Origin of the sequence: Rufibacter ruber, assembly GCF_014138425.1 — a bacterium.
GTDB classification, from domain to species: Bacteria; Bacteroidota; Bacteroidia; order Cytophagales; family Hymenobacteraceae; genus Nibribacter; species Nibribacter ruber_C.
The window spans coordinates 1-23,346 of record NZ_JACJIQ010000021.1 but is presented as its reverse complement, the minus strand read 5'-3'; the positions used below and the strand labels follow the sequence as shown (position 1 = coordinate 23,346).

Here is a 23,346-nt window from a genome sequence, read left to right as displayed (position 1 = left end):
CGTTTTCGGCCTGTTTTTCAGAAAACAGGCCGAAAACGGCTTTTATGACAAGCGTTGCGGCTGGAAATTCACCAGTTTCACAAACTCCAGCACGCGCTGCACCACCTCATCTGGCTGCAAATCTACCAGACGCTCGGTGCCAAACTGCTCCACGCAGAAAGACGCCATGGCCGACCCGTGGATCACCGCCCGCTTCATGTTCTCAAAGCTGATGTCATCTGTTGAGGCCAGATAACCAATAAAACCGCCCGCAAACGTATCACCGGCCCCGGTGGGGTCAAACACCTCTTCCAGCGGCAAGGCCGGCGCGAAGAACACTTCCTCCCCGTGGAACAGCAGCGCCCCGTGCTCGCCTTTCTTAATGATGAGGTACTTGGGCCCCATGGCCATGATCTTCTTGGCGGCTTTCACCAAAGAATATTCTTTGCTCAGCTGGCGGGCTTCCTCGTCATTGATGCTCAGCACGTCTACCATGCCAATGGTCTGGATCAACTCCTCCAGGGCAATGTCCATCCAGAAGTTCATGGTGTCCATGACCACCAGCTTGGGGCGGTTGTGCAGGCGCTCAATCACCTGCCGCTGCACCTGCGGGGCCAGGTTGCCCAGCATGAGGTACTGGCAGTCCTGGTAGCTCTCCGGGATAATCGGGTCAAAGTCGCCCAGCACGTTCAGCTCAGTCACCAGCGTCTCGCGGCTGTTCATGTCATTGAAGTACCGGCCCGACCAGAAGAACGACTTCTCATTCTCCTTGATCTGCAGCCCGTCTGTGTTGATGCCCTTGCCCTGCATCATGGCAATGTCTGACTTCAGAAAATCGCCGCCCACCACGCTCACCAGGTTCACCGGTTGCACAAAGTTGGCTGCAGACAAAGAAATGAAGGTTCCGGCGCCGCCGATGATCTTCTCCCGTTTCCCGAACGGCGTTTCCAGCGCATCAAACGCTACTGACCCAATGACTAATAGACTCATATTTTTTCTCTTATATGCGAGGGACGTAGCAAGTAGCACGTATCGCGTAGCACGACATTTCTTATTCTTAGGTGTAAAAGTACCTATTCTCCACAAGTTTTGTATTCTCAACCTTAGTCTTGATACATGATACCTGCTACTTGATACTAAAAACAGCCCGAAAACAAAAAAAGCCCCTGACGAATCAGGAGCTTTTTGGGTGGCCGATGGGGTTCGAACCCACGACTTCCAGAATCACAATCTGGTGCTCTAACCAGCTGAACTACGGCCACCGTGTAATTGGAGAGCAAAAGTAGCGGCTTTGGGTATTCAATGCAAGTTTAGACGAATAATTTTGCTTAAATTTTCCTGCTTGTTGCATTATAATACAGCTGCAGCCGGTTACTTAGCTGACTATCATTGGCTATTGGTTCTTTCTTAGCTGAAAATCAGATTTACCCGCTTCCCTAAGCCTTGTTCAAAAATTCGGTAAAGGGTAGAGAGCTGTATGTCGCTATGGCCGTTTTCTATTCTTGATATAAAGCTCTTTTTTGTCCCTGTCTTTTCAGCCAGTTGTTCCTGTGTCATCTTTGCCAGTTTCCTTTCTTCCTTGAGAACCTCTCCAATGGCAAATGCTTTGGCTTTAATTTCAAATTCGGTCCTCTTCAAAGAGCCTAATTCACCATAGCGTTTATCTAAGTGCTCTTCAAAGGTTGTGATAGTATTGTTCTTTGTACTCATCATCTTTCTGCCGTATTGGTTGAGTTGCCGCCTCCTTTAGATTTGAGTTTTACTTTTGCCCGAAATATTCTGCTTTAAGTTTCGTTGCTTTTTCTATTTCCGCCTTTGGCGTTTTCTGTGTCTTTTTCTGGAAACCGTTGAAAAGCACAACTAATTTCCCTTCGTCAAAGCAACAGAAAATCCTAAAGATGCTGCTACCCAATTCTACCCGCACCTCATAGAACCCGTCTGTTCCTTCTAAGTGCTGAAGGAATTTTTCCGGCACCCTTTCAATGATTGTTATCAACAAGAGCACCTCATCAATTTTGGTTTTCACTTTCTCCGTTTGCTTGTCGAAGAACTCCTGAAAATGATGCTGATAGAATATAATTCTTCTTACGGGCTTCCCTTTACAAAGTTAACGAATAATGGAACAATAAAAAAGCCATGAGAAATACTTCCCATGCAACAACAAGACAGAGTGACCCTACCTACTAAACAACACCCGCTCGCCTTTCTTACGCTCATCAAACTGTCCGTTCTGGTACGCCAAATGCCCAGAGACAATGGTATGCGTCACCACGCCCGCCAGCTCCTGCCCTTCCAGCGGCGACCAGCCGCACTTATAATAGACATCTGGCCGCTTAACGGTATAGCTCTGCTCCAGGTCCACCAGCACCAGATCAGCCCAGTAGCCTTCGCGTATGAATCCGCGCTTCTCCACCTGGAAACAGATGGCCGGGGCATGACACATTTTCTCCACCACCCGCTCCAGTGAGATCTTGCCCTGTTTGTAGAAAGACAGCATTACCTGCAGCGAATGCTGTACCAGCGGCAAGCCAGACGGCGCTCCTTTATAGGTAGGCGCCTGTTTCTCTTCCCAGGTGTGCGGGGCATGGTCGGTGGCGATGATGTCCAGTCTGTTGTCCAGCAGCCCCTGGAACAGCGCCTCTTTGTGGCGGGCCTCTTTGATGGCGGGGTTGCATTTGATCTGCGAGCCCAGCGTCTGGTACTGTGACGCGTCAAACCAGAGGTGGTGCACGCAGACTTCGGCGGTGATGCGCTTCTGCTCCAGCGGAATATCATTTCTGAACAGCTCCAGCTCCTCAGCCGTGCTGATGTGCAGGATGTGCAGGCGCGTGTTGTGCTTTTTGGCCAGCTCCACGGCCATGCTGCTGGATTTGTAGCAGGCCTCCACGCTTCTGATCTCTGGGTGCGCACTCACCGGAATGTTCTCGCCGTACTGCTCTGTGTATTTCTGCATGTTGGCCCTGATGGTGGCCTCGTCTTCACAGTGCGTGGCTATGAGCATGGGGCTCTGCCTGTAAATTGCCTCCAAGGTATCTGGGTCATCTACCAGCATGTTGCCCGTGCTGGAGCCCATGAACAGCTTAATGCCGCACACGGTGCGCGGATCGGTTTTCAGGATCTCCTGTAGGTTGTCATTGGTGCCGCCCATAAAGAACGAGTAGTTGGCCAGTGACTTCTGCGCCGCCGTGTCATACTTCTGCTGCAGCAGTTCCTGGGTGGTGGCATTGGGCACGGTGTTGGGCATTTCCATGAACGTGGTCACGCCCCCGGCCACGGCTGCCCTGGGCTCTGTGTACAGATCTGCCTTGTGAGTTAAACCGGGGTCCCGGAAGTGAACCTGGTCGTCAATGACGCCGGGCAGCAGGTACTGGCCCCTGGCGTCTATGACCGTGTCTGCCACGGCGTTCAGGTTCTGGCCAATGGTGTGGATAAAACCGTCTTTCACCAAGACATCGGCCGACAGGATCTGGCCTTCATTGACCAGTTGGGCGTTTTTGATCAGGATGCTGCTGTTCATGCGGCTAAAATAAACCCCACGCGCGTAAGTCAGGCGTTTTTGACCTGTTTTTCTGAAAACAGCCCAAAAACGGCAAGGGGGCTGCCCCTGGATTATGTGGACTTGGGATTTCCGCAGGTTGGAGTTCAGGAACTGGCGCGAGTCTCCAGACTCGTGACATAGGAGGTGTGGAGTCTCCAGACTCCAGTAAGAAAGCTGGCACAGACGCTCGCAGGTCTGGAAGACGCTGCGAGGTCTTTTGAGCAAGCGGTCAAGCAATAGCCCGCGCATGAAACCCACCCCTGCCCCTCTGAGGAGGAGAATTTGCCGCCATTACTTAAAACGCCTGGTTTTTAAAATTATAACGGCTGCTACCTCTTCCGTTTCCGGCCTGTTTTCCCAAAATCAGCCCGAAAACGTAAGATAGAAAAGACCAAGATTCATTTCCGTACCTTTGCCCTGATGATAGACGAAGAAAACGAAAACCTGACACCCGAGCAGGACGAAACCATACCCGCAGAACCTTCGGCAGAAACAGAACCGGAAGCAGCAGACGAGGCCGAAGGCGAGCCGCAGCCCAGCTTTGAGGACTTCAAGCTGAACAAGCAGCTCCTGAACGCCATCACTGAACTGGGCTATGAAAAACCCACGCCGGTGCAGACGCAGACCATTCCGCTGGCGCTGGCGGGACATGACGTGATGGGCATTGCGCAGACGGGCACGGGCAAAACTGCCGCCTACGTGCTGCCATTGCTCATGAAGGTGAAATACGCGCAGGGCAAGCACCCGCGTGCGCTGATCTTAGCGCCTACCCGCGAGCTGGTGCTGCAGATTGAGGAGAACATCCATAAATTCAGTGCTTACTTAGATTTACGCACCGTGGGCATTTACGGCGGCGTGGGGCCCAAAAGCCAAATTGAGCGCATACAGGCGGGCATTGACATTCTGGTGGCCACGCCCGGCCGCCTCATGGACATCTACCGCAAAGGCGAACTGGTACTGAAGGAACTAAAAACCCTGGTGTTGGACGAGGCCGACAAGATGATGGACATGGGCTTTATGCCGCAGATACGCCAGATTCTGGAGATCATTCCGCGTAAGCGGCAGAACTTACTTTTCTCGGCTACCATGCACGAGCGCGTGCACACCCTGTCTGAGGAGTTCCTGGAGTTCCCCATGGTGGTAGAAGTGACGCCGCAGGCCACGCCTGTGGAGACGGTGAGCCAGAAACTGTACCAGGTGCCTAACCTGCGCACCAAGATTGCGCTGCTGGAGCACCTCTTCAAAGACAAGGAGACGTTCAACCGCGTCATGATCTTTACCCGCAGCAAAAGCAACGCTGACAACGTGAGCTCTTTCCTGGACCGCAAGGGCGAAGGCGGCGTGCGCGTGGTACACGGCAACAAAGGCCAGAACACGCGCATTAATGCCGTTGAGGCGTTCAGAGACGGCGAAGTGCGCTATCTGGTGGCCACTGACGTAGCCGCCCGCGGCATTGACATTGATGATGTGAGCCACGTGATCAACTTTGACGTGCCCATCATCTATGAAGACTACGTGCACCGCATTGGCCGCACCGGCCGGGCCGAAAAGAAGGGAGCATCCATCACCTTCGCCAATGAAGCCGAAATGCACCACATTGACCGCATTGAGAAGCTCATCAAGATGAAGATTCCTATGGTTCCGCTGCCGCAGGAGGTGAAAGTGTATGATACGCCGTTTGATGAGCAGCAGGAGATTGCCCGTGAGCTGGACAACCAGAAACGCCGCGAAGACCCTGACTTCAAAGGCGCCTTCCATGAGAAGAAATCACGGCCTCCCCGCGAGAACATTGGCAAAGGCGCCAAGGTGCGGGACAAGAAAAAGGCCGGCTGGAAAAAAACCAAGTCTGGCGGCGCCAGCAAACGCAAGAGCCGAAATAAGTAAGACAGTGGTTGAGGGCTGTTTCCCGCTAAAGCGGAATCAGCCTTCAACAGCCATTAAGTTCAACAGTCAGCCACTCCAATTTCTTCCACTCGGGAAGGATTGGAGAGGCTGACTGTAACCGTTAGTGCAGTCTGCTCACTGTTTCCTAAAATTTTTCTAGGAGGCCAAAAAAAGCCTTTTCTGTTTTGGGGCTGTTTTGGCCAAAACAGCCCCAAAACAGAAAATTCCCTACGGTAAGAAACTTAGTTTTCTCTTCTCAACGCTTCCCTAATTTCATCCACGCCTTCCCGAGCGTCCCCTTTGAAGGGGGTAGGGGGATGATTACTTCTGCAGATGTATTCGTGCAGATTACGCATTCCCGAGAATCGTCTTCTCATTTCAATTATCAGAAGCTAATGGTTCTTCAACTTGCCTCGGCATCCATCCCCCTTCAAAGGGGGACGCTCGGGAAGGCGTACAAAGCAGGAACCTGGCATTAAGAAAGTTGAAATACTTCTCTGGTAAAGGCCAGCTTTACTCCAAAAACCGCTGCAGAAAAGGCAGGTGGCTCAGCTTAAACAAGATCAAGGTCAAGGAAAAGCCCCAGAAGACCGCGCTCCAGAGCATGTGCAACACAATTCTGCTTTTGGAGACCCCCAGCACTGAGGCCAGCACCGTGCCCCCAATGGGCGTGAGAATAACCGGCGTTAAGAAAGCAATGCCTGACATGCCAAACCGCCTCCAGACTTTCACAATGCGGCGGTTCTTCTTACTGAACAGTGACTTGTTCTTAGCCCGCTGCCGCACCATGTACTGTTTGTGCACCGCCGTGCCAATGAGCGAAAACAGGAAGACACTGGTCATCATGCCCGCCACAGTGAGTGCCAGCGTGGCGCCAAAGGAAAGCCCCATGGCCATCCCGGCCAAAGGCCCGCCAATAAACTTCACGGTGCTAAGCAGAAAAACAGAAAAATACTTTAAAGCTGCAGCTATCATTTATCCCCTTTGACCATTAAACTACCGGAAACGCTAACATAAACTATACGCAGACTAAGGCAGAAAAAGGCACTTGCTGATTCCAAAAATACTTAGAGCCTGCTTAAGTTTTGATTTTACTGGCTAAAATACCAGAGAAAGGTGCTGCCCAAGCAGCTTCTGAACCGCGCTGCAAGGTGGTAAAAGTGCGAGCGCAGGTTCTTTTTATGCCGTTTGCAGCGAACATGCTCTTTCTTCATGGCAATCAAATAGCTGGCGGCAAGCGGTAAAAGTATGGACCTGCTGAATGCTATGATTCCCTCACAAATTGCCTGGCCCCACGGGCAATAGGCTTTCTGTTTTGGAGCTACTTTTAAGAAATCAGGCCTAAACCAGCCGCCTACAGGCGAACGAGACACCCGTGCATCACTGAATGACATCACTCCGCTTCGGCTTACAGAAAACCACCTTTTGCCCGCAAACCAGCGCTAAGGCCAAAGAGGCACAAGAAGCTGGCAAGAGATTCAACCCGGCCCACCCCTAAGCTGTTCTGGGCAATGCCCAGGCAAGGGAATTCCCCAGAACCGGCACAAGGCCAGGGGGAAGAAAGAAGCAATCAGCCGGGGCGGTTACTTTTTTGCCCCAAACGCCAGGTCCCCGGCGTCTCCCAAGCCCGGCACAATGTAGGCATGGTCATTCAGGCGCTCGTCCAGGGCCCCTACCCAGATTTCGGCCTCAGGTATTTCATGGTGAATGTGGGCTACGCCTTCAGGGCTGGCAATTACAGCGGCAATGATGAAACGGGTTGGCGTACCCAGGCGCAACAGATCGCGGTAGGTTTGAATCAAAGATTTGCCGGTGGCCAGCATGGGGTCAGCCAGAATCAGGATTTTGTTCTCCAGGCTGGGGGCGGCCATATAATCCAGGTGCACAGACAGCTGGCGCTCCCCCTCCACCCGGTAGGCGCCAATAAAGGCGCAGGTAGCGTGGTCAAAGTAGTTCAGGAACCCCTGGTGGAACGGCAGCCCCGCGCGCAGCACCGTGGCCAGCACCGGAAAATCCTGCAGCAGCATTTGCTCTGTCTCTTCCAGGGGCGTCTGTACGGTTCTGGCCTCAAACGGGAGGGTCTCAGAGATTCTGTACGCCATGATTTCCCCCAGCCGCTCCAGATTGCGTCTAAACCGCAGGCTGTCTTTCTGTACCGTGACATCGCGCAGCTCAGAGATGAATTGGTTGGCTAGCGAAGGCGTTTGACTAAGGATGTGCAGGCGTTGAAGATCCATTGGCGGAAAGTACGTTTATGACGTTTGAAGTATAAAGATAGATAGGGGACGGGCTTCGCACCAAAGCCCGCGTAAAATTTAGCCACGCCGGGCACGTCACTGCCCTCAAAATCAAAGGTTTTGCCTGAGTCCGCCTCCCGCTGCACAGCCTGGTCAAGCAAGAGGGCCATAGCGTTCTGCTTCCGGCCCTGGGTAGAGCTGGCCCCAAGCAGGAACGTGGTACGTGAACCGGTAACCAGCAGCAACGCCGCGGCCAGCAGCTCTCCCTGCTGCTCCACCTCCCACAGCTGGCCCACCCCCTCCTGCTGCGCCCGCCGGTACAGCTGCGCCAGCAGACGGTAGTGCCGCTCCTTCAGCTCAGGCAGTTCTCTTCCTTTGGTGGCTTTGAACAGGTGCAGCAAGGGCTCTATTGTGGTTCCCGGCCGTAGCCCCTCCAGCGGGCTGTTCTTTTTCAGGTTGCGGCGCAGATTAAGGGAATAGCCTTGCCGCAGCTGGTCATAAGGCCGGTCCAGGGCCAGCTCATAGTTGGTTCTAAGCCGGTGCCCCCATGCTGCTTTCCCCTCGTTCGGCTGTGCCGGTATCTGGGGCATCTGGTACTGCCCCTGCGCGTAGTGGGCCGGGAGGTTAGCCACATACTCCGCTACATCCCGGTGCTGGCTGGCGGGCGTGGTGAACAGCCCCAGCTGCTGCGTAAAGAACGGCTGGTACAGGAAGTCCAGTCCAAATGCGGTTTTCACCGGAAGCGGGAACAGTGACACATAAGCCCCGTCCAGAACCTCTACCAGCGCCTCCCACTGCCCCTGCGCCACCACCTCCAAATACCAGAAATGCGCGTACACCAGTGGCCGCTCTGCGTTTTGCAGACAGGCCTCCCACCGCCCGGGGTCAATCTCATGGTGGCGCAGCAGTTGTATCATCTGGGGCAAGATACGGGTTTAGAGCGTCAGTTGGGGCAAAGCACCTCGGCTAAAGCCGATGGCACTTCCTGTTTTGGGCCTACTTTTGAAAAAACAGGCCAAAAACAGGAAAACGCGCTTCCGCCCCAAAACCTGGGGAGCAATGGCCCCTGAAAGCAACCCCCGGGGCCTGCAACGAGTACACGCACAAAATTCTAGTATCTTCACGCAAGATTCCCTTGATATGAAAAACATACTACCGCTGCTTTTCCTCAGCCTGACCATATGCCTGCCGGCGTACGCCCAGGACGCCACCGTGCCGCTGGACCAGCAGGTGTACCGGGTCATTGACCGCTACCACATCAAGTACAACCCAGAGAACCTGCACACTTCGTTCAAACCCTACGGCCGCGCCCGGGTGGCTACGCTGGCCGAGTCTGCCGAGCAGGACCTGAGCGACAAGTCTGAGGCAGACGAGTACAACATCAACTACCTGCTCAATGACAACTGGAACTACACCCGCCATGACCGCGACAACACCAGCCGCCGCACGCTCCTGCGGTACTTCTATGAGAAGAAATCTGATTTCTACAGCTATGAGAGCCCAGAGTTCACCCTGCGCGTGAACCCCGTGCTGGGCCTGCAGGCCGGTGAAGACAATGAGACCGACGGGCTGCGCTACCTCAATTCGCGGGGGGTGCAGGTAGAAGGCTCCCTGGATGACAAACTGGGCTTTTACACTTTTCTGGCCGACAACCAGGCGTTCTTCCCCGGCTGGGTGAACCACCGTATTGCCCGTGACACCATTGTGCCGCATGAGGCCTACTGGAAACCGTTCAAAGACGGCGGCTATGACTTTTTTTCGGCCAGGGGCTATGTCAATTACCAGGCCACCAAGCACATCAGCGTGATGCTGGGCCATGACCGCCACTTTATTGGCAACGGGTTCCGGTCCCTGATCCTCTCCAACTACTCTGCCCCATATTTCTTTCTGAAGCTGCAGACCCAGGTCTGGAAACTGCAGTACACCAACCTCTACGCTGAGCTCACCGCTGACCATGAGCGCCGTGACCAGCTGTACCCCAAGAAGTACATGACCCTGCACCACCTCAGCATCAACCTGCTGCCCAACCTGAACGTGGGCGTGTTTGAGTCTACCATCTTTGGGCGGGACAAAGGCCGGTTTGAGCTGCAGTACCTGAACCCGCTTATCTTCTACCGCGCCATTGAGCAGGCATTGGGTTCAGAAGACAATGCTTTGCTGGGGGCAGACTTCAAGTGGAACATCTACAACCGGGTGCAACTGTACGGCCAGCTGGTGCTGGATGAGTTCCTGCTGAGCGAAATCAAAGCCGGGAACGGCTGGTGGGGCAACAAATACGCCATACAAGGTGGGGCCAAGTACATTGATGCGTTTGGGGTTTCAAATTTAGACTTACACGGGGAGATCAACGTGGTGCGCCCGTTCACCTACCAGCACGAGGCCCCGTACACCAACTACCAGCACTACCAGCAGCCGCTGGCGCACCCGCTGGGGGCTAACCTGGCAGAGGCCGTGGCTATTGTGCGGTACCAGCCGGTGCCCAGGCTCACCCTCACCGCCAAGGCCATTGCCACCCGCTACGGCCAGGACCCGGAGCCGCGCAATGTGAACAGCAACTTTGGCGGCAACGTGCTCAAGCCCTACACCACCCGCAACGGTGACTACGGCTACAGCATTGGCAGCGGCGTACAGACAGACCAGCTTTACGGCGAGGTGAACCTGTCTTACCAGCTGCTGCACAACCTGAACATTGACGTGACGCAGGTGTTGCGCCGCGCCAACGCCGCTGATAATGCCTTTGACCAGAAATCGGCTTTCTCTGCCATCTCCCTGCGGTGGAACATTCCGCAGCGGCAGTATGAGTTCTAAATAATTTACCGCCCTCTAAAAAGCATAAAGGCAGGAACTTAGCCCCAGGTATGCCATAGAGAAGTTCTCAGAGCTGGCAAAGTTTGACGGCAGCGTCATTGTGGAGCGCACCAAGGGTGAAGTCTCTGCCCGCTGTGACATGGAGGCGGCCAACATTCTGGCATTGAACCTGATGCATGGAATTGTGTACGGCAGGCTCACGGCTGAGCAGGCAAGGGAAAAATATTCTGAGCAAACCGCCGCCTTTGTCATGAACCGGCCCGCGCCTTTGGCAGAAAAACTTCAGTTTGAAGTCCCTACCGGTATTACCAGGGATACTGATCACGTTACCATCATAGACAACATGGCCAACCAGGCAAAAGAGAAACTCAAAGATATTACCGGCCTAAATAGCATGTTTAAATTTTGATTTTGCGCTGCAAACGGGGAGCAAAAGGTTCTTCTATGGTTTTTTGAGGAGCATAGCAGCGCTATGGTGCGAGGCAACTGCCAGGTCAGGTTCTGCTGAGGCCCGTTTGCAGCGTAAAAGAGAAATGGAAACACGCTCTTAAACAAACGACCCCTTCCCTGGCCTCCTGCAAACAAAAGGGGAACTCTATCCTTTCCAGAAGACGCTATGAGAAAGTGACACGGCACCCTCAGGAGGAAAACCTGCTGATCAAAGCGTTCCTGTTTTGGGCCTGTTTTCCAGAAAACAGCCCTAAAACGAGTGGCCGGCGCGGTATGCTGTTTTAGAATTCAAAGCCGTACCTTTGCCGTAATGAAAACTTATTTCCGCATATTAAACTTTGCGCGGCCATTTAGCCAGTACGTACCGGGGTATGCCATTGCTACGCTGCTGGCTACCATTTTTGGGGTCATGAACTTTACGTTGCTGGCCCCACTCATGACGGTGCTGTTTGACCAGGTTGAGGCGCACAGGGTGATCCCTACGGCCCCACCGGCCTTTGAACTTTCATTTGATTGGCCCAAGCAGTTTTTCAACTACTATTTTGGGCAGGTGGTGCAGGCACAGGGCACTATGGGCGCGCTCAAGTTCATCTGCTTCCTGCTGATTGGCTCAGTGCTGCTTTCTAATGTTTTCAGGTACATAGGCCTGCGCATTGAAGGCGTGGTACGGGCCCGCGTGGTGAAGAACCTGCGGCAGCAGGTGTATGAGCGCATTACGCAACTGCAGCTGGGCTTTTTCTCCAACCAGCGCAAGGGCAACATCATGTCTACCCTCACCAATGACGTACAGGAGGTGGAAAACTCAGTGGTCAGCACCCTCAATGTGCTGTTCCGGGAACCGTTCTACCTGTTTGGCTATTTTGGGGTGCTGTTTTACCTGTCGCCTAAGCTTACGTTCTTCAGTCTGCTGGTGCTGCCGGTGTCTGGGCTCATCATCTCCAGCATTGCCAAAAAACTCAAAAGGCAGTCTTCTGAAGGGCAGGAATCATTGGGCACCATTCTGGGCATTATTGATGAAACCCTTGGCGGCCTGCGGGTGATCAAAGGCTTCAACGCCCAGCCGTATGTGATAGACAAATTCAACCAGAGCAACAACCGCTACGCGCACATCATCACCTCCATGAACAACAAGCGCAGCCTGGCCTCGCCGTTCTCTGAGTTTATGGGCGTGACCGTGGTGGCGGGTATTCTGTACTTTGGCGGCTCTATCATTCTTGCCGGGAACTCTGACCTGACCGGCCCTATGCTGGTGGCTTACCTGGCACTGTTCTCCCAGGTGCTGGTGCCCATAAAAGCCATCTCCAACGCCTTCAGCAACATACAGCGGGGCCTGGTGGCCGGTGAGCGCGTACTGGCCCTGATTGACACCCAACCCGAAATCAGGGACAAGCCCAACGCCAGGGTTCTGCCGTCTTTCACTCAGGAGATTGATTTCAAAAACGTTGGTTTCCGCTATGCGGATGACCCTATTCTGCAGGACATCAACCTGCGCATCCCCAAAGGGAAGACCGTGGCGCTGGTAGGGCCGTCTGGCGGCGGAAAGTCAACGCTGGCCGACCTGCTGCCCCGTTTCTATGACCCCACCCAGGGCGCCATCACCATTGACGGCCATGACCTGCGTGACTGCACCCTGCATTCAATCAGAGAGCAGATGGGGATTGTGACCCAGGAGTCTATCCTGTTCAATGACACCATCTTCAACAACATTGCCTTTAACAAAACAGACGCCACAGAGGCCGAAGTCATAGCCGCGGCCAAAATTGCCAACGCCCATGAGTTCATCATGCAGAGCCCAGACGGCTACCAGACCGTGATTGGCGACCGCGGCGGCAAATTGTCTGGAGGTCAGCGGCAGCGCCTGAGCATTGCCCGCGCTATTCTCAAGAACCCGCCCATCCTGATCATGGATGAGGCCACCTCGGCGCTGGATACCGAGTCTGAGAAGCTGGTGCAGGAGGCCCTGACCAACCTCATGAAGAACCGCACCTCTCTGGTGATTGCCCACCGTTTGAGCACCATTCAGCACGCAGATGAGATTATTGTCTTGCAGGCGGGGCGTATTGTAGAGCGCGGCAACCATGCGCAACTGGTAGAGCAAGGCGGCCTGTACTACAAGCTCACCCAGATGCAGAACACCTGATGAAGGGTAGATTGCTGGTTGCGACGTGTTGACATCAGAAGAATCAGCAACCCCTACAGAGGAAGTCTGTTTTTGACCTGGTTTTCAGAAAACAGGCCAAAAACAGACTTCCTCTCTTTATCCCTTCCCCTCATTTGTACCGATTTCTCAGGTTCTCCCGTAAAGAGTAGAATATTCATTATATCTAATGTTTAGACACCTTATGACATGGAGACCCTGAAGAAAATAATCAATATAGCGGTGATGGCGTACCTGATCATTGCCCTGCTGTTTCTGCTGCGCATCTTGAGCGTAGACAAGTTTGTGGCGCTGTTTGACATGGCAGACGCCGCCGCCTTTTACCGGAGGCTGCTTTGGGCAGGTGTCCTTCTGCTTCTGGCTGAACTCTTGGTAGAAAACGCGTATATTGCCACACTAAAACGGGGGTTAGCTCTAGAGCACCGCCAACTGACAGAACTCAAAGCCAAACTGTATGACCAGCGGCTAAACACTGAGGCCGCCGCACAAACGCCAGCCCCACCGCTGGACAATACTGTGCCCCCGCCCGCCGTTGACCCAACCAGAGACCCAAACCATCTGGCGAAACCCAACCACCACCGCCCATTACCTTAAACCCACATGAACCCTACTTCTTCTGACCTCATTCTGCAGGAGCTACAGCAGGCCCAACAAGTTCTGGCAGACTTTTTAGCCCAGCCCACCACTATTGCCAGCATTGAGCAGGCCGCCCAACTCATGGCGCACAGCCTGAAAAATGGCGGCAAAATCCTCTCCTGCGGCAACGGCGGCTCTATGTGTGACGCCATGCACTTCGCTGAGGAACTCACCGGCCGCTACCGCGAAAACCGTGCGCCCATGGCCGCCATCTCCATTGCAGACCCCAGCCACATGAGCTGTGTCTCTAATGACTTTGGCTATGACCAGGTGTTTTCCCGCTACGTAGAGGCGCTGGCCAAACCCGGTGATGTGCTGCTGGCCATCAGTACCAGCGGGAACTCAGGAAACGCCCTTAAAGCCGCCCAGGTGGCCCGCGACCAAGGGGTGCACGTGGTGAGCCTCACCGGCAAAGACGGCGGCCAGCTGGCTGGGCTTAGTGACGTAGAAATCAGGGTTCCCCATTTCGGCTACGCCGACAGGATTCAGGAAATCCATATCAAAGTGATTCATATTCTGATTCTGCTGCTGGAGAAGCACATGGCCTAGGGCCATTCTGTTTTGGGGCTGTTTTGGCCAAAACAGCCCCAAAACAGAAAAAATCTCCTGACCGCTGGCATCCCTTCACCCGTGAGCAGAGTATACTTTAAAAACGTTACGCTCATGCGCCCATTCCTATACTGCCTGCTTCTTTGCGGCTGCCTTTCCTGCGGCACTTCTACCTCTGACCAAAAAGGCACCGCTACCTCTGCTTCTGAACAGGGGGCAGCGGTTGATTCTACCAGTTCTCCCTCTGCCTCCCCTGCCGTTGACTCTGCATACCAGATAGTGCCGGGAGAACGCATGGGGCAGACCTCTCTGAATGATTCACCAGAAGCAGTAGCAGAGGCGTTAGGCAAGCCAGATGCCAGTAACGCCGCCATGGGCAAGTCCCTTTCAACGTGGTACAGTTCCGCCAACGGCGGAAAACGGGAGGAATTGAACGTGTACACGGTACGGGAGAAAACCGGCACGCCCCAGGAGACAGTGGGCGTGCACCAGGTACGGGTTACGTCTTCGGCCTTTAAGGTGGTGCCTTCTGGCCTCAGCACCGGCAGTACGTTGCCGCAAATCAGAGAGGCTTTTAACCGGGTGCGGCCGCTGGCGCATTACCAGTACCAGGGGCGGCAGCGCGCCTACCTCTATGATGCCACCGGGGAAGGCCTTGCCTTTGAGATCACCGGCCCAGACAGCACCTGTGTAGCCATTATCCTCCACCAGAAGGGCAAAGAGGTCACCAGCGCCTACCTGCCCATTCATGAAGATCTGGTCAAGCTGCACCAGCAGTAAGTAGGGGTACACTGGCTTTGGGCGTGGTTGTTTCCGGCCGCAGGGCCCTCCCGTAAAAGCCCCTACCCCTTCTGATAGTCTTTGAAGCCAGTTTTAGGTAGTTTTGGCAAAAACAGCCCAGAAACAGAACGTGCCTAAGGAATTAATTGCGGGGGTTTGCTGTTGCTCCCCTCTAGATAAACACCTTGCATACAAGATTATATGTTGGTTAAAACCTTCGGGAGCGCCGTACAGGGCGTGAATGCCTTTACCATTACCGTTGAAGTAAACGTTACCCCCGGCACCAAGTACTTTCTGGTGGGTCTGCCAGACAATGCCATTAAAGAGAGTGAGCAGCGCATTGAAAGTGCCCTCAAGCACCACGGCTACCGCATGCCGCGCCAGAAAGTAGTGATCAACATGGCTCCCGCCGATGTCAGGAAAGAGGGGTCTGCGTATGACCTGCCCATTGCCATTGGCATTCTGGCCGCCTCTGACCAGCTCCTGGTTGACCAGCTGGACCGCTACCTCATCATGGGGGAGCTGGCGCTGGATGGGGAGCTCCGGCCTATCAAAGGTGTATTGCCTATTGCCATTCAGGCCAGAAAAGAAGGCTTCAAAGGGTTTATTCTGCCGCAGCAGAACGCCCAGGAAGCCGCCATTGTCAATAATCTGGACGTGATTGGCGTCACCAACCTCAAAGAAGCCATTGACTTTCTGGCTGGGGAAAAGCAGATTACCCCTATAAAAATAGATACGCGTGACCTCTTCCAGACGTCTATGCACCAGTACGCCGCAGACTTTGCTGATGTGCAGGGGCAGGAGAACATTAAACGGGCGCTGGAAATTGCCGCCGCCGGTGGTCACAATGTGATTATGATTGGGCCGCCGGGCGCGGGTAAGACCATGCTGGCTAAACGTCTGCCCTCTATTCTGCCGCCCCTCAACCTGCACGAGGCACTGGAGACCACCAAAATCCATTCAGTGGCGGGTAAACTGGGACCGCAGGCTTCTCTGCTGGCGCAGCGCCCGTTCAGAGCGCCCCATCACACTATTTCAGACGTGGCCCTGGTAGGGGGCGGCGGGAATCCGCAACCGGGGGAGATTTCGCTTTCACATAACGGGGTGCTATTCTTAGATGAGCTGCCTGAGTTCAAGCGCACCGTGCTGGAGGTGATGCGGCAACCGCTGGAGGAGCGGCGGGTCACTATTTCGCGGGCCCGCGTGACCATTGATTTTCCCGCTAACTTTATGTTGGTGGCCAGCATGAACCCGTGCCCGTGCGGCTACTATAACCACCCAGAGAAAGACTGCGTGTGCGGCCCCGGCGTGGTGCAGCGGTACCTGAACAAGGTGAGCGGCCCGCTGCTGGACCGCATAGACCTGCACGTAGAGGTTACCCCGGTCTCCTTTGACCAGATGACCGCCACCCGCAAAGCTGAAACCAGCGCTGACATACGGGAGCGGGTAGAGCGGGCCCGGGAGTGGCAGACCAAGCGGTTTGAGGCCTTCCCAGACATTCACTCTAACGCCATGATGCCCCCCCAGATGGTGAAAGACCTTTGCCGCATTAATGAAGCGGGGCGGCTGCTCCTCAAAAAGGCCATGGAAAAGCTAGGTTTGTCTGCCCGCGCCTATGACCGTATTTTGAAAGTGAGCCGCACTATTGCTGACCTGGCCGGCTCTGAGGAAATTAAAATTGAACATCTGGCAGAGGCCATTCAGTACCGCAGCCTGGACCGGGAAGGCTGGGCCGGGTAATTCCTGTTTTCGGCCTGTTTTCCTGAAAACAGGCCGAAAACAGCTCAGCTGCACGTACTCTTACCTTCTTAGGTTTTAGCTGCTGGGGCCACCAGATCTAGTATTGTTTGGGCGAGGGAACCCCAGGAGAACCTTAGCTTTTCTTTTTGGATGTTCGCTTTCATTTCCTCACTTCGGCCTTCATCAAAGAACCTGAAGATAGAAGTAGCAATGGCCTCCGGGTCTGCCTCTACGGTGTACCCTACCTCCTGGTCTTTGATCATCTCCTGTAACCCGCCCACGCGGGTAATGATCATGGGTTTGTCAAAATGGTAGGCAATTTGAGTTACCCCGCTTTGGGTTGCTCTGCGGTAAGGCTGCACCACCAGATCAGCGGCTGAAAAATACAGGGCCACCTTGTCATCTGGGATATACTCTGTTTTCAGGATCACCCTGTCTTCTAAGCCTCCGTCTCTTATGATCTCTGTATAGGGTTCAGGTGCCTCATAAAATTCACCTGCTACTATCAGTTTTATGTCCCGCTCCCTCATTCCAGGATCTGTCATGGCTTTTAACAGGATGTCCAGGCCTTTGTATTGCCTGATAAAACCGAAGAACAGGAGGTAGTTCCCCGTTTGCGGTAAACCTAAGCGCTGAAGCGCCTCAGCCTGTGGCACAGCAACCCCATAGGTGTCATACAGCGGGTGCGGATGAAAAACGGCTGGTTTCTTTTTCTCAAACAACCGTAAGTCCTGCATTACCGCGTCTGACATGGTTACAAACGCGTCACAGGCCTGCAGGAAGTATTTGGTAAAAGCCGTATCACCTGGTCTTTTCTCATGCGGCACTACATTGTCTGTTAGCGCTACCACTTTTGTGTGGCCGTTTTTCTTTGCCAACCTGGCTACTGTCCCAAAGCTGGGGCCCATGAATGGGAGCCAATACCTGAAGAGAATAATATCTGGCCTCCTGCTCTGCAGATCTTTGCCAAGCGCTAGCCAGGTGAGGGGGTTGACAGAACTCAGCCTTCTCTTTATATCAATTCCCTGGGGGGCAGGCCCCTCTACCAGCTGGGTTTTACCAGGGAACAGTACAGATGGATACTGGGTAGTGAACGTGATGATTTCAACCTGATGCCCCATCTGTTGCCAGGCACGGGCCAGCCTCTCATTAAAAGTGGCTAATCCTCCCCTGAAAGGGTAAGCCGGGCCAATCAGTACAATGTGCGCCATTAGCCCAACCCTATTTCATCTCTGATTAAATACTCATTCTTACGTTTGCCAGACAAGGAAACCATCTCAGACATGAACCCGGCCAGAAAGAGCTGCACGCCAATGATGAGCGCCACTAAGGCTAAGAAGAAGAGAGGTTGGTCAGTGACATCGCGCACGGGCAGGTTCTGGAACGAGTAGTACATTTTCTCACCAATCAGCAACATGGTGATCAGGAAACCTACCAGAAAGCAGACAAAGCCTAAACTTCCAAAAAAGTGCATGGGGCGCTTTTTGAATTTAGACACAAACGTGATAGACATCAAATCCAGAAAGCCGTACATGAACCGCTCCAGCCCAAATTTGGTGGTGCCATACTTCCGTTCACGGTGCTGTACTACTTTCTCCCCAATTTTGCTAAAACCGTTCCATTTGGCAATCACTGGTATATACCGGTGCATTTCGCCATACACCTCAATGCTCTTCACCACCCGGGCATCATATGCTTTCAGGCCACAGTTGAAGTCATGGAGTTTGATTTTGGAGATTTTACGGGTAGCGGCATTGAACAACTTGGTGGGCAGGGTTTTGCTTAAAGGGTCAAACCTTTTCTTTTTCCAGCCGGAGACAAGGTCATACTCCTCTTCTACTATCATTTGATACAAGGCCGGAATCTCATCTGGGCTGTCCTGCAGATCAGCATCCATGGTGATCACCACCCTGCCCGTGGTTTCCTTGAAGCCAACGTTCAAGGCGGCAGACTTCCCGTAGTTTCTGTTAAACCGGATGCCTTTCAAATTTTGATCCCTCTGGGCCAGTTCCTGGATCACCCGCCAGGAAGCATCTGTACTTCCATCATCCACCAAAATGATTTCATAAATAAAACCGTGTGATACCATCACACGGTTTATCCATTGGGTTAACTCAGGTAGTGATTCTGCTTCATTCAACAGAGGAATCACTACAGAAATATCAACTTTATACTGCATGTATTTTACTCAAACTCTGGCCGGCTTTTCTTCATGATAGCCGCAACAATTAATGAAATGATTAAACCTATCACCACTGATCCTACAATACCCATGACCAACATCATTCCTGGTCCAGAAAACTTTTCAGCCATGTTCATGGCCTGTTCAATCTGATCATCACTCATCCCGTTCTTTTCCATTTCCTCTATCTGGGCGTTGCGCGCCTTCTCAAGAAAACCAGTGTCAATAAACTTAACGTACACAAAGGTGAAGATACTGCCTAACACTCCTGCCACCGCCGAAAGAATCACCCCTATTCCTAATCCTTGCCCATAAGACATGAACCCCATATTTTCTTTTTTGAAATAGCTATGAGCCATTACAATACCTGCTACCAAAATCAGGATGCTCAGAACTGACATCCATTTATTCTGGTGCATTTCAGTGACATATAAGACCAGGCTAAAAATGACCGAGATAAAACCGGTAATTAAACCATAGCGTACGCCTACAGATGATGGGGAGGTAGTTTGTTCTGTCATAACAATATGTTTTAGTTATTTTCTAAAAAAGACACTAGAAACGATACTCGTTAAAAAACCAGCCAGCATTCTAAACATAAAAGTCCTCTGCGCCAGTGTTGTGGCGTTTAGCTCCTTCAGCTTTTCAAATGCAAACTTGTAATTTGGCTCTCCCATCATCTGGATTAACTCCTTCTGATGCAGTCTCATGTTCTCCTGCTCCAATATAATATATTGTTGAATCATTTCCTCTCCCGCAAGAAGAGAGAAGATACACAAAAGCACGGCGGTTGTAAACGCAAGAAAAAAAGTAGTAGCCAGTCCTACTTTAAAGGCTTTGGCAAAACCGATTTCTGCCCCGTAGTACTTTTTGTAATACTTAGTAGCCAGAATAATGAAAACAGGGATAAAAAAGACTATAGAAGAGACTTCTGCAACATTTGCGTAAGGGTTCTCTAACCCTAACAATGCTAAAGACACCACATAGACCACTCCTACCACCCCTCCGGTGACCCCATAACGAATGGCGGTATTTACAACTGCTCTGTCAAACATATCTGGAAAGGAGCGATTCTATTTTAAAAAGCTGGATTAAGCGTGAAGTGTCCATTAAAGTAAGTCCCATATACCTCACCAATGAGTGTCTTACCCAGGAAAGGTGAGTTCTTTGAAACTGAGGCATTGTTCTCCTCTGTAAAGCGCCACTCCTTTTCTGGGTTGAAGAAAGTAAGGTTGGCCACTGCGCCCTCCACTACCTGTGGTGAGGGTAAACCAAGCACCTGCCTTGCACCGCTGGTAAACATTTCAACAACCCTTGTGTAAGGGACAGCGCCTTTTGTAGAACCTACGGCAGCAGCAAAGGCCGTTTGCAAACCAATGATGCCGACATCTGCCAAGTCAAATTCCAGTTCTTTGGTTTCTACATCACAAGGTGTATGGGCTGAGACAAGGGCGTCAATGGTACCGTCTTGTATTGCTGCTATAATGGCTTGTCTGTCTTGCTCACTTCTAAAGGGGGGAGACACTTTGTAATTGGTATCAAACGGTTCAATAGTCTCATCAATAAAAGCACACTGGTGCGCAGCCACGTCACAAGTAACCTGCAGCCCTTTTTTCTTTGCAACTCTAACGGCTTCAAGCGCCCCAGCCGTTGACAGTTGAGAAAAGTGCAACCGCCCGCCTGTGTACTCCAGTAACTGAAGATCCCGCGCCACCTGCACCTCTTCAGCAATAGCAGGAATACCTTTGAGACCTAATTGCGTACTCACCACGCCTTCATGAATTTGACCACCTGCCGCTATCTTCAGATTGACCGGGTGGTTCATCAACACGCCATTGAACAGCTTGATGTAATTCAGCGCTTTCAAAAGTGTATCTTCAGATTGGATAGGGACTAACCCGTCAGAAAAAGCCACGGCTCCAGCCTGATGCAGATCCAGCAGCTCAGCCAAGTCTCTTCCTTCCAGATGATGGGTTACCGCCGCAAGGGGGTGTAGTTGAACAGGGGCAGCAACACTTTTCTGTTTGAGCAGCTCCAAAGCCGCTTTTGTTTCTAACATCGGCTGCACATTGGGAAGGCACGCCACTTCAGTGAATCCACCAAGGGCCGCTGCTTTCATAAAACTATCCAGTGTTTCCCGGTGTTCATACCCTGGCTCCCCGGTAAATGCTGAAAGGTCAAACCAACCAATTGAACAGCAAAGGGATTCTTCTGTGATAACTTGGACACCTTTCCCAACTTCTTCCTCAGATATGGAAGCATCCATCTTATGAATTCTACCCTCTTTGATTAAAATATCAACAGATTGCCCGTTAAAGGAGGAAGAACTATCAACAAGGGTTACAGCTTTAAATAAGTGATCCACGTTTTTTTGCACTTAAAATGACAACCTCAGCCAGAAGACAGAGCAGGCACAATATTAGGCAATATTTCCACAGCGACATGCCACTTTCTGAGTTTTGAAACAGTTTTTGCAGAGGAAGATTTTCCTCCAGCTCCACTACTTTTATACTTGTCCCCTGCTCTTTGGCTATTTCCTCTAATTCATTCACAGAGTAACTTTCTAAGTAAGATTCCTTTCCAGGAATATTCAGCGCAACTGTTGAGAGTACCTGCTCTCCGGCTACTACTTCATAGAAACCCGGTATTGTGACATCTGTGGGCAAAGAAATAACAACGTCTCCTTTTCTCACTTTCTGTTCTGGAATAATATTCTGAGCATCTTTTCTAAGCGTAATTCCCTCTCTGGAAGCTGCCAATGCGCCTGCAGCAGGCAGCCTAATTTCATCCTGATCTAAAGCATAGGCTAGCGGAGATGGAGAACCTGTATTATCAGTTATAATCAACTGGTACAGTACTGGCACAAACAAAGGATGCGCCGCAAAAGAAGTTTCTTTCTCTAAAGGAGCAGAGAAAAGGTTTAATTTCCCTTTCTCTAGTTGAAAGGAGCTCAAGAAGGGACTATTGTCAGAAAACTTTAAGATGGTATGGAAAGCACTGTTCCAAAAAAGTAGAGGCTGTATCTGAGGCATTTTCATATTCCTCACCTGTTTTTCAAAGATAGATCTAAAAAAAGGATCACTAAGGTCTGGCGCATGTAAGGTTTTACTCACAGAAGCTTCTGCACGTATACCTTTCAAACCTATTTCAGTTAGAAGAGAAAGGAGAGCGTCTTGACTCCCAACCGCAGGCACTAAGATCAGTGATTTCCCCTGCTGAAGCCAATCTTTCATTTCTCTGGCAGTACCTGAGTTGATACTACCGGTAGATGCATCAAAAAACCAAGTGGAAGCAGAGGGTGATTGTTTTCTGTGTAAAGTAAAAGCAGCTTCTTGCCCCAGAGCCTGCACTACTGGATGGCCCTGCTCAACCTTTTCTCCTATTCTTATTTTAATAGAGGTAGGGGTAGGAAGAACTGCAAAATATTCATTATCAAAAGGAGACTTAGTGTCTTCTACCACTACTTTAAGCTTAGTGGCAGAATTACCCTCCCCTTTCAAATCAAATTTGACAATTCCTTTTTGCTGTGGCTCTAACAAAAGTTGAGAGCTACCTACCAGTTTATCACCTACCAAAGCTTTTATTAACACCTGTTCTTTTTCTGATTGCTGGCTGCCCGCCACTCTAACCATCACGGTAAGTGCACTCCCCGCTAAATAAATAGGTTGATCTACCCAAACAGAGTCAATAAAAAAATTGGGAGAAGAGGAGCTTGGAACAGAGACAAGTGAAACTGAATTCCTCTTTAAAAAAGTGCTTACCTGCTCTAATGAGAACTGTGACTTTTGAAAGTCTGATATAATAAATAATGCGGTAGATTTCTTTTGTTGTGCTACATAGTTCTCCAACTCACTAAAAGTGCGGAATGTCTTTTTAGTTTGAGCATCTGTATTTGCAATACTACTCTGATTTTTACCGCCTTGTGCTTCAGAGAGGAAAGCAGTTGTTTTCTGATCAATTAATTCTGCTTTTGAAAAAGCATTTACCTTGGCAACACCTTTCATACTCCATGAATCATCTACTAGCACCAAGGCATTTGCACCTGCTGCAGCTTCTTGTTCTGATGAATCAGAGATAAAAAGGAAAAAGGCAATAAGCGCTGAGACAACAAAGAGTAATCTTGTTAGCAGCAAAACTACATTTTGAAGTTTTTTAACGGATCTGGATCTATGCAGAATGGAGGAAAGAAACTGTATATGAGAAAACTCAAGTTTCTGCCTTAGCCGAAGGCCAAAGAAATGAATGAAGAGAAGAAGCAAGGACGCAACAGCGGCGCCTGAGGTAAGTAAAAACATCTGTACCATTTTTACCCCAATATAGCGGGGTGCCGCCTCAAAGGCAAGGGGGGGGTTGGCCCTGGCAGGGCTTAAACGCAGGGAGGCCCCTGCGGTTTCACCCGTGGGGC

The 23,346-nt window shown here is 51.7% G+C and carries 21 protein-coding genes and 1 tRNA gene; 8 read left to right on the top strand and 14 right to left on the bottom strand.

Annotated elements, in window-relative coordinates:
* Positions 1-42 precede the first annotated feature (42 nt).
* The 5 genes from FHS90_RS19440 to FHS90_RS19420 form a co-directional block, all read right to left on the bottom strand.
* Entirely contained in the window at positions 43-969 is a 927-nt protein-coding gene (locus FHS90_RS19440) for a PfkB family carbohydrate kinase (RefSeq protein WP_182514264.1), read from the bottom strand.
* A 198-nt stretch (positions 970-1,167) separates the two neighbouring features.
* Positions 1,168-1,241, bottom strand: a tRNA-His gene (locus FHS90_RS19435).
* Between the two features lie 145 nt (positions 1,242-1,386).
* Positions 1,387-1,692, bottom strand: a complete 306-nt coding sequence (locus FHS90_RS19430) for a type II toxin-antitoxin system RelB family anti-toxin (protein WP_246387232.1) — start codon at positions 1,690-1,692, stop codon at positions 1,387-1,389.
* A gap of 46 nt (positions 1,693-1,738) precedes the next feature.
* Positions 1,739-2,059 carry a type II toxin-antitoxin system RelE/ParE family toxin gene (locus tag FHS90_RS19425; RefSeq protein WP_182514298.1) on the bottom strand — a complete coding sequence of 107 codons (321 nt, stop codon included), beginning with the start codon at positions 2,057-2,059 and terminating at the stop codon, positions 1,739-1,741.
* Positions 2,060-2,155: 96 nt separating this feature from the next.
* Entirely contained in the window at positions 2,156-3,496 is a 1,341-nt protein-coding gene (locus FHS90_RS19420; protein WP_182514263.1) for a dihydroorotase, read from the bottom strand.
* Positions 3,497-3,937: 441 nt separating this feature from the next.
* Between FHS90_RS19420 and FHS90_RS19415 the strand changes: the two genes are divergently transcribed.
* Positions 3,938-5,401, top strand: a complete 1,464-nt coding sequence (locus tag FHS90_RS19415) for a DEAD/DEAH box helicase (protein ID WP_182514262.1) — start codon at positions 3,938-3,940, stop codon at positions 5,399-5,401.
* A 513-nt stretch (positions 5,402-5,914) separates the two neighbouring features.
* On the opposite strand, the gene FHS90_RS19410 is transcribed toward FHS90_RS19415, so the two are convergent.
* The 3 genes from FHS90_RS19410 to FHS90_RS19400 form a co-directional block, all read right to left on the bottom strand.
* Complete coding sequence (locus FHS90_RS19410) at positions 5,915-6,328, bottom strand: hypothetical protein (protein ID WP_241499062.1); 414 nt, start codon at positions 6,326-6,328, stop codon at positions 5,915-5,917.
* 656 nt (positions 6,329-6,984) lie between these two features.
* On the bottom strand, positions 6,985-7,638 hold the full coding sequence (upp, locus tag FHS90_RS19405) for a uracil phosphoribosyltransferase (RefSeq protein WP_082893705.1): 654 nt from the start codon (positions 7,636-7,638) through the stop codon (positions 6,985-6,987).
* On the bottom strand, positions 7,593-8,555 hold the full coding sequence (locus FHS90_RS19400) for a GNAT family N-acetyltransferase (protein ID WP_182514261.1): 963 nt from the start codon (positions 8,553-8,555) through the stop codon (positions 7,593-7,595). The genes upp and FHS90_RS19400 overlap by 46 nt, the downstream gene beginning before the upstream one ends.
* 223 nt (positions 8,556-8,778) lie before the next feature.
* On the opposite strand from FHS90_RS19400, the gene FHS90_RS19395 reads away from it, so the two are divergent.
* The 7 genes from FHS90_RS19395 (at position 8,779) to FHS90_RS19365 (ending at position 16,759) form a co-directional block, all read left to right on the top strand.
* On the top strand, positions 8,779-10,446 hold the full coding sequence (locus tag FHS90_RS19395; RefSeq protein WP_066837060.1) for a capsule assembly Wzi family protein: 1,668 nt from the start codon (positions 8,779-8,781) through the stop codon (positions 10,444-10,446).
* 100 nt (positions 10,447-10,546) lie between these two features.
* Positions 10,547-10,855, top strand: a complete 309-nt coding sequence (locus tag FHS90_RS19390) for a hypothetical protein (RefSeq protein ID WP_182514260.1) — start codon at positions 10,547-10,549, stop codon at positions 10,853-10,855.
* Between the two features lie 351 nt (positions 10,856-11,206).
* On the top strand, positions 11,207-13,036 hold the full coding sequence (locus FHS90_RS19385; protein WP_182514259.1) for an ABC transporter ATP-binding protein: 1,830 nt from the start codon (positions 11,207-11,209) through the stop codon (positions 13,034-13,036).
* Positions 13,037-13,243: 207 nt separating this feature from the next.
* A complete protein-coding gene (locus FHS90_RS19380; protein ID WP_066837019.1) occupies positions 13,244-13,648 on the top strand; it encodes a hypothetical protein in 405 nt (134 codons plus the stop codon).
* 6 nt (positions 13,649-13,654) lie between these two features.
* Entirely contained in the window at positions 13,655-14,239 is a 585-nt protein-coding gene (lpcA, locus tag FHS90_RS19375; RefSeq protein WP_066837022.1) for a D-sedoheptulose 7-phosphate isomerase, read from the top strand.
* Between the two features lie 114 nt (positions 14,240-14,353).
* Positions 14,354-15,019, top strand: coding sequence for a hypothetical protein (locus FHS90_RS19370; protein ID WP_182514258.1), 666 nt, complete (start codon positions 14,354-14,356; stop codon positions 15,017-15,019).
* Positions 15,020-15,220: 201 nt separating this feature from the next.
* A complete protein-coding gene (locus FHS90_RS19365) occupies positions 15,221-16,759 on the top strand; it encodes a YifB family Mg chelatase-like AAA ATPase (protein ID WP_182514257.1) in 1,539 nt (512 codons plus the stop codon).
* A 68-nt stretch (positions 16,760-16,827) separates the two neighbouring features.
* Here FHS90_RS19365 and FHS90_RS19360 read toward each other — a convergent pair whose 3' ends face one another.
* From FHS90_RS19360 to FHS90_RS19335, 6 genes are all read right to left on the bottom strand, one after another.
* Entirely contained in the window at positions 16,828-17,970 is a 1,143-nt protein-coding gene (locus FHS90_RS19360) for a glycosyltransferase (protein ID WP_182514256.1), read from the bottom strand.
* Positions 17,970-18,938 (bottom strand): glycosyltransferase family 2 protein, encoded by a 969-nt coding sequence (locus tag FHS90_RS19355; protein WP_182514255.1) that lies wholly within the window; start codon positions 18,936-18,938, stop codon positions 17,970-17,972. Before FHS90_RS19355 ends, FHS90_RS19360 begins: the two co-directional genes overlap by 1 nt.
* A gap of 5 nt (positions 18,939-18,943) precedes the next feature.
* Entirely contained in the window at positions 18,944-19,462 is a 519-nt protein-coding gene (locus tag FHS90_RS19350) for a DUF4199 domain-containing protein (RefSeq protein WP_066837035.1), read from the bottom strand.
* A 15-nt stretch (positions 19,463-19,477) separates the two neighbouring features.
* Entirely contained in the window at positions 19,478-19,996 is a 519-nt protein-coding gene (locus tag FHS90_RS19345) for a DUF4199 domain-containing protein (RefSeq protein ID WP_066837039.1), read from the bottom strand.
* Positions 19,997-20,019: 23 nt separating this feature from the next.
* Positions 20,020-21,306, bottom strand: coding sequence for a dihydroorotase (locus FHS90_RS19340; protein WP_182514254.1), 1,287 nt, complete (start codon positions 21,304-21,306; stop codon positions 20,020-20,022).
* On the bottom strand, positions 21,290-23,346 hold a 2,057-nt coding region (locus FHS90_RS19335; RefSeq protein WP_220483108.1), incomplete at its 5' end, for a BatA domain-containing protein. The genes FHS90_RS19340 and FHS90_RS19335, both read right to left, overlap by 17 nt.

What these genes read in the sequence shown, in the direction of transcription:
- FHS90_RS19345 (WP_066837039.1), bottom strand. Translation starts at nt 19,996, where the DNA reads ATGTTTGACAGAGCAGTTGTAAATACCGCCATTCGTTATGGGGTCACC.
- FHS90_RS19360 (WP_182514256.1), bottom strand. Translation starts at nt 17,970, where the DNA reads ATGGCGCACATTGTACTGATTGGCCCGGCTTACCCTTTCAGGGGAGGA.
- FHS90_RS19355 (WP_182514255.1), bottom strand. Translation starts at nt 18,938, where the DNA reads ATGCAGTATAAAGTTGATATTTCTGTAGTGATTCCTCTGTTGAATGAA.
- FHS90_RS19370 (WP_182514258.1), top strand. Translation starts at nt 14,354, where the DNA reads ATGCGCCCATTCCTATACTGCCTGCTTCTTTGCGGCTGCCTTTCCTGC.
- FHS90_RS19350 (WP_066837035.1), bottom strand. Translation starts at nt 19,462, where the DNA reads ATGACAGAACAAACTACCTCCCCATCATCTGTAGGCGTACGCTATGGT.
- upp (WP_082893705.1), bottom strand. Translation starts at nt 7,638, where the DNA reads ATGGATCTTCAACGCCTGCACATCCTTAGTCAAACGCCTTCGCTAGCC.
- FHS90_RS19420 (WP_182514263.1), bottom strand. Translation starts at nt 3,496, where the DNA reads ATGAACAGCAGCATCCTGATCAAAAACGCCCAACTGGTCAATGAAGGC.
- lpcA (WP_066837022.1), top strand. Translation starts at nt 13,655, where the DNA reads ATGAACCCTACTTCTTCTGACCTCATTCTGCAGGAGCTACAGCAGGCC.
- FHS90_RS19400 (WP_182514261.1), bottom strand. Translation starts at nt 8,555, where the DNA reads ATGATACAACTGCTGCGCCACCATGAGATTGACCCCGGGCGGTGGGAG.
- FHS90_RS19365 (WP_182514257.1), top strand. Translation starts at nt 15,221, where the DNA reads ATGTTGGTTAAAACCTTCGGGAGCGCCGTACAGGGCGTGAATGCCTTT.
- FHS90_RS19430 (WP_246387232.1), bottom strand. Translation starts at nt 1,692, where the DNA reads ATGATGAGTACAAAGAACAATACTATCACAACCTTTGAAGAGCACTTA.
- FHS90_RS19415 (WP_182514262.1), top strand. Translation starts at nt 3,938, where the DNA reads ATGATAGACGAAGAAAACGAAAACCTGACACCCGAGCAGGACGAAACC.
- FHS90_RS19385 (WP_182514259.1), top strand. Translation starts at nt 11,207, where the DNA reads ATGAAAACTTATTTCCGCATATTAAACTTTGCGCGGCCATTTAGCCAG.
- FHS90_RS19380 (WP_066837019.1), top strand. Translation starts at nt 13,244, where the DNA reads ATGGAGACCCTGAAGAAAATAATCAATATAGCGGTGATGGCGTACCTG.
- FHS90_RS19395 (WP_066837060.1), top strand. Translation starts at nt 8,779, where the DNA reads ATGAAAAACATACTACCGCTGCTTTTCCTCAGCCTGACCATATGCCTG.
- FHS90_RS19440 (WP_182514264.1), bottom strand. Translation starts at nt 969, where the DNA reads ATGAGTCTATTAGTCATTGGGTCAGTAGCGTTTGATGCGCTGGAAACG.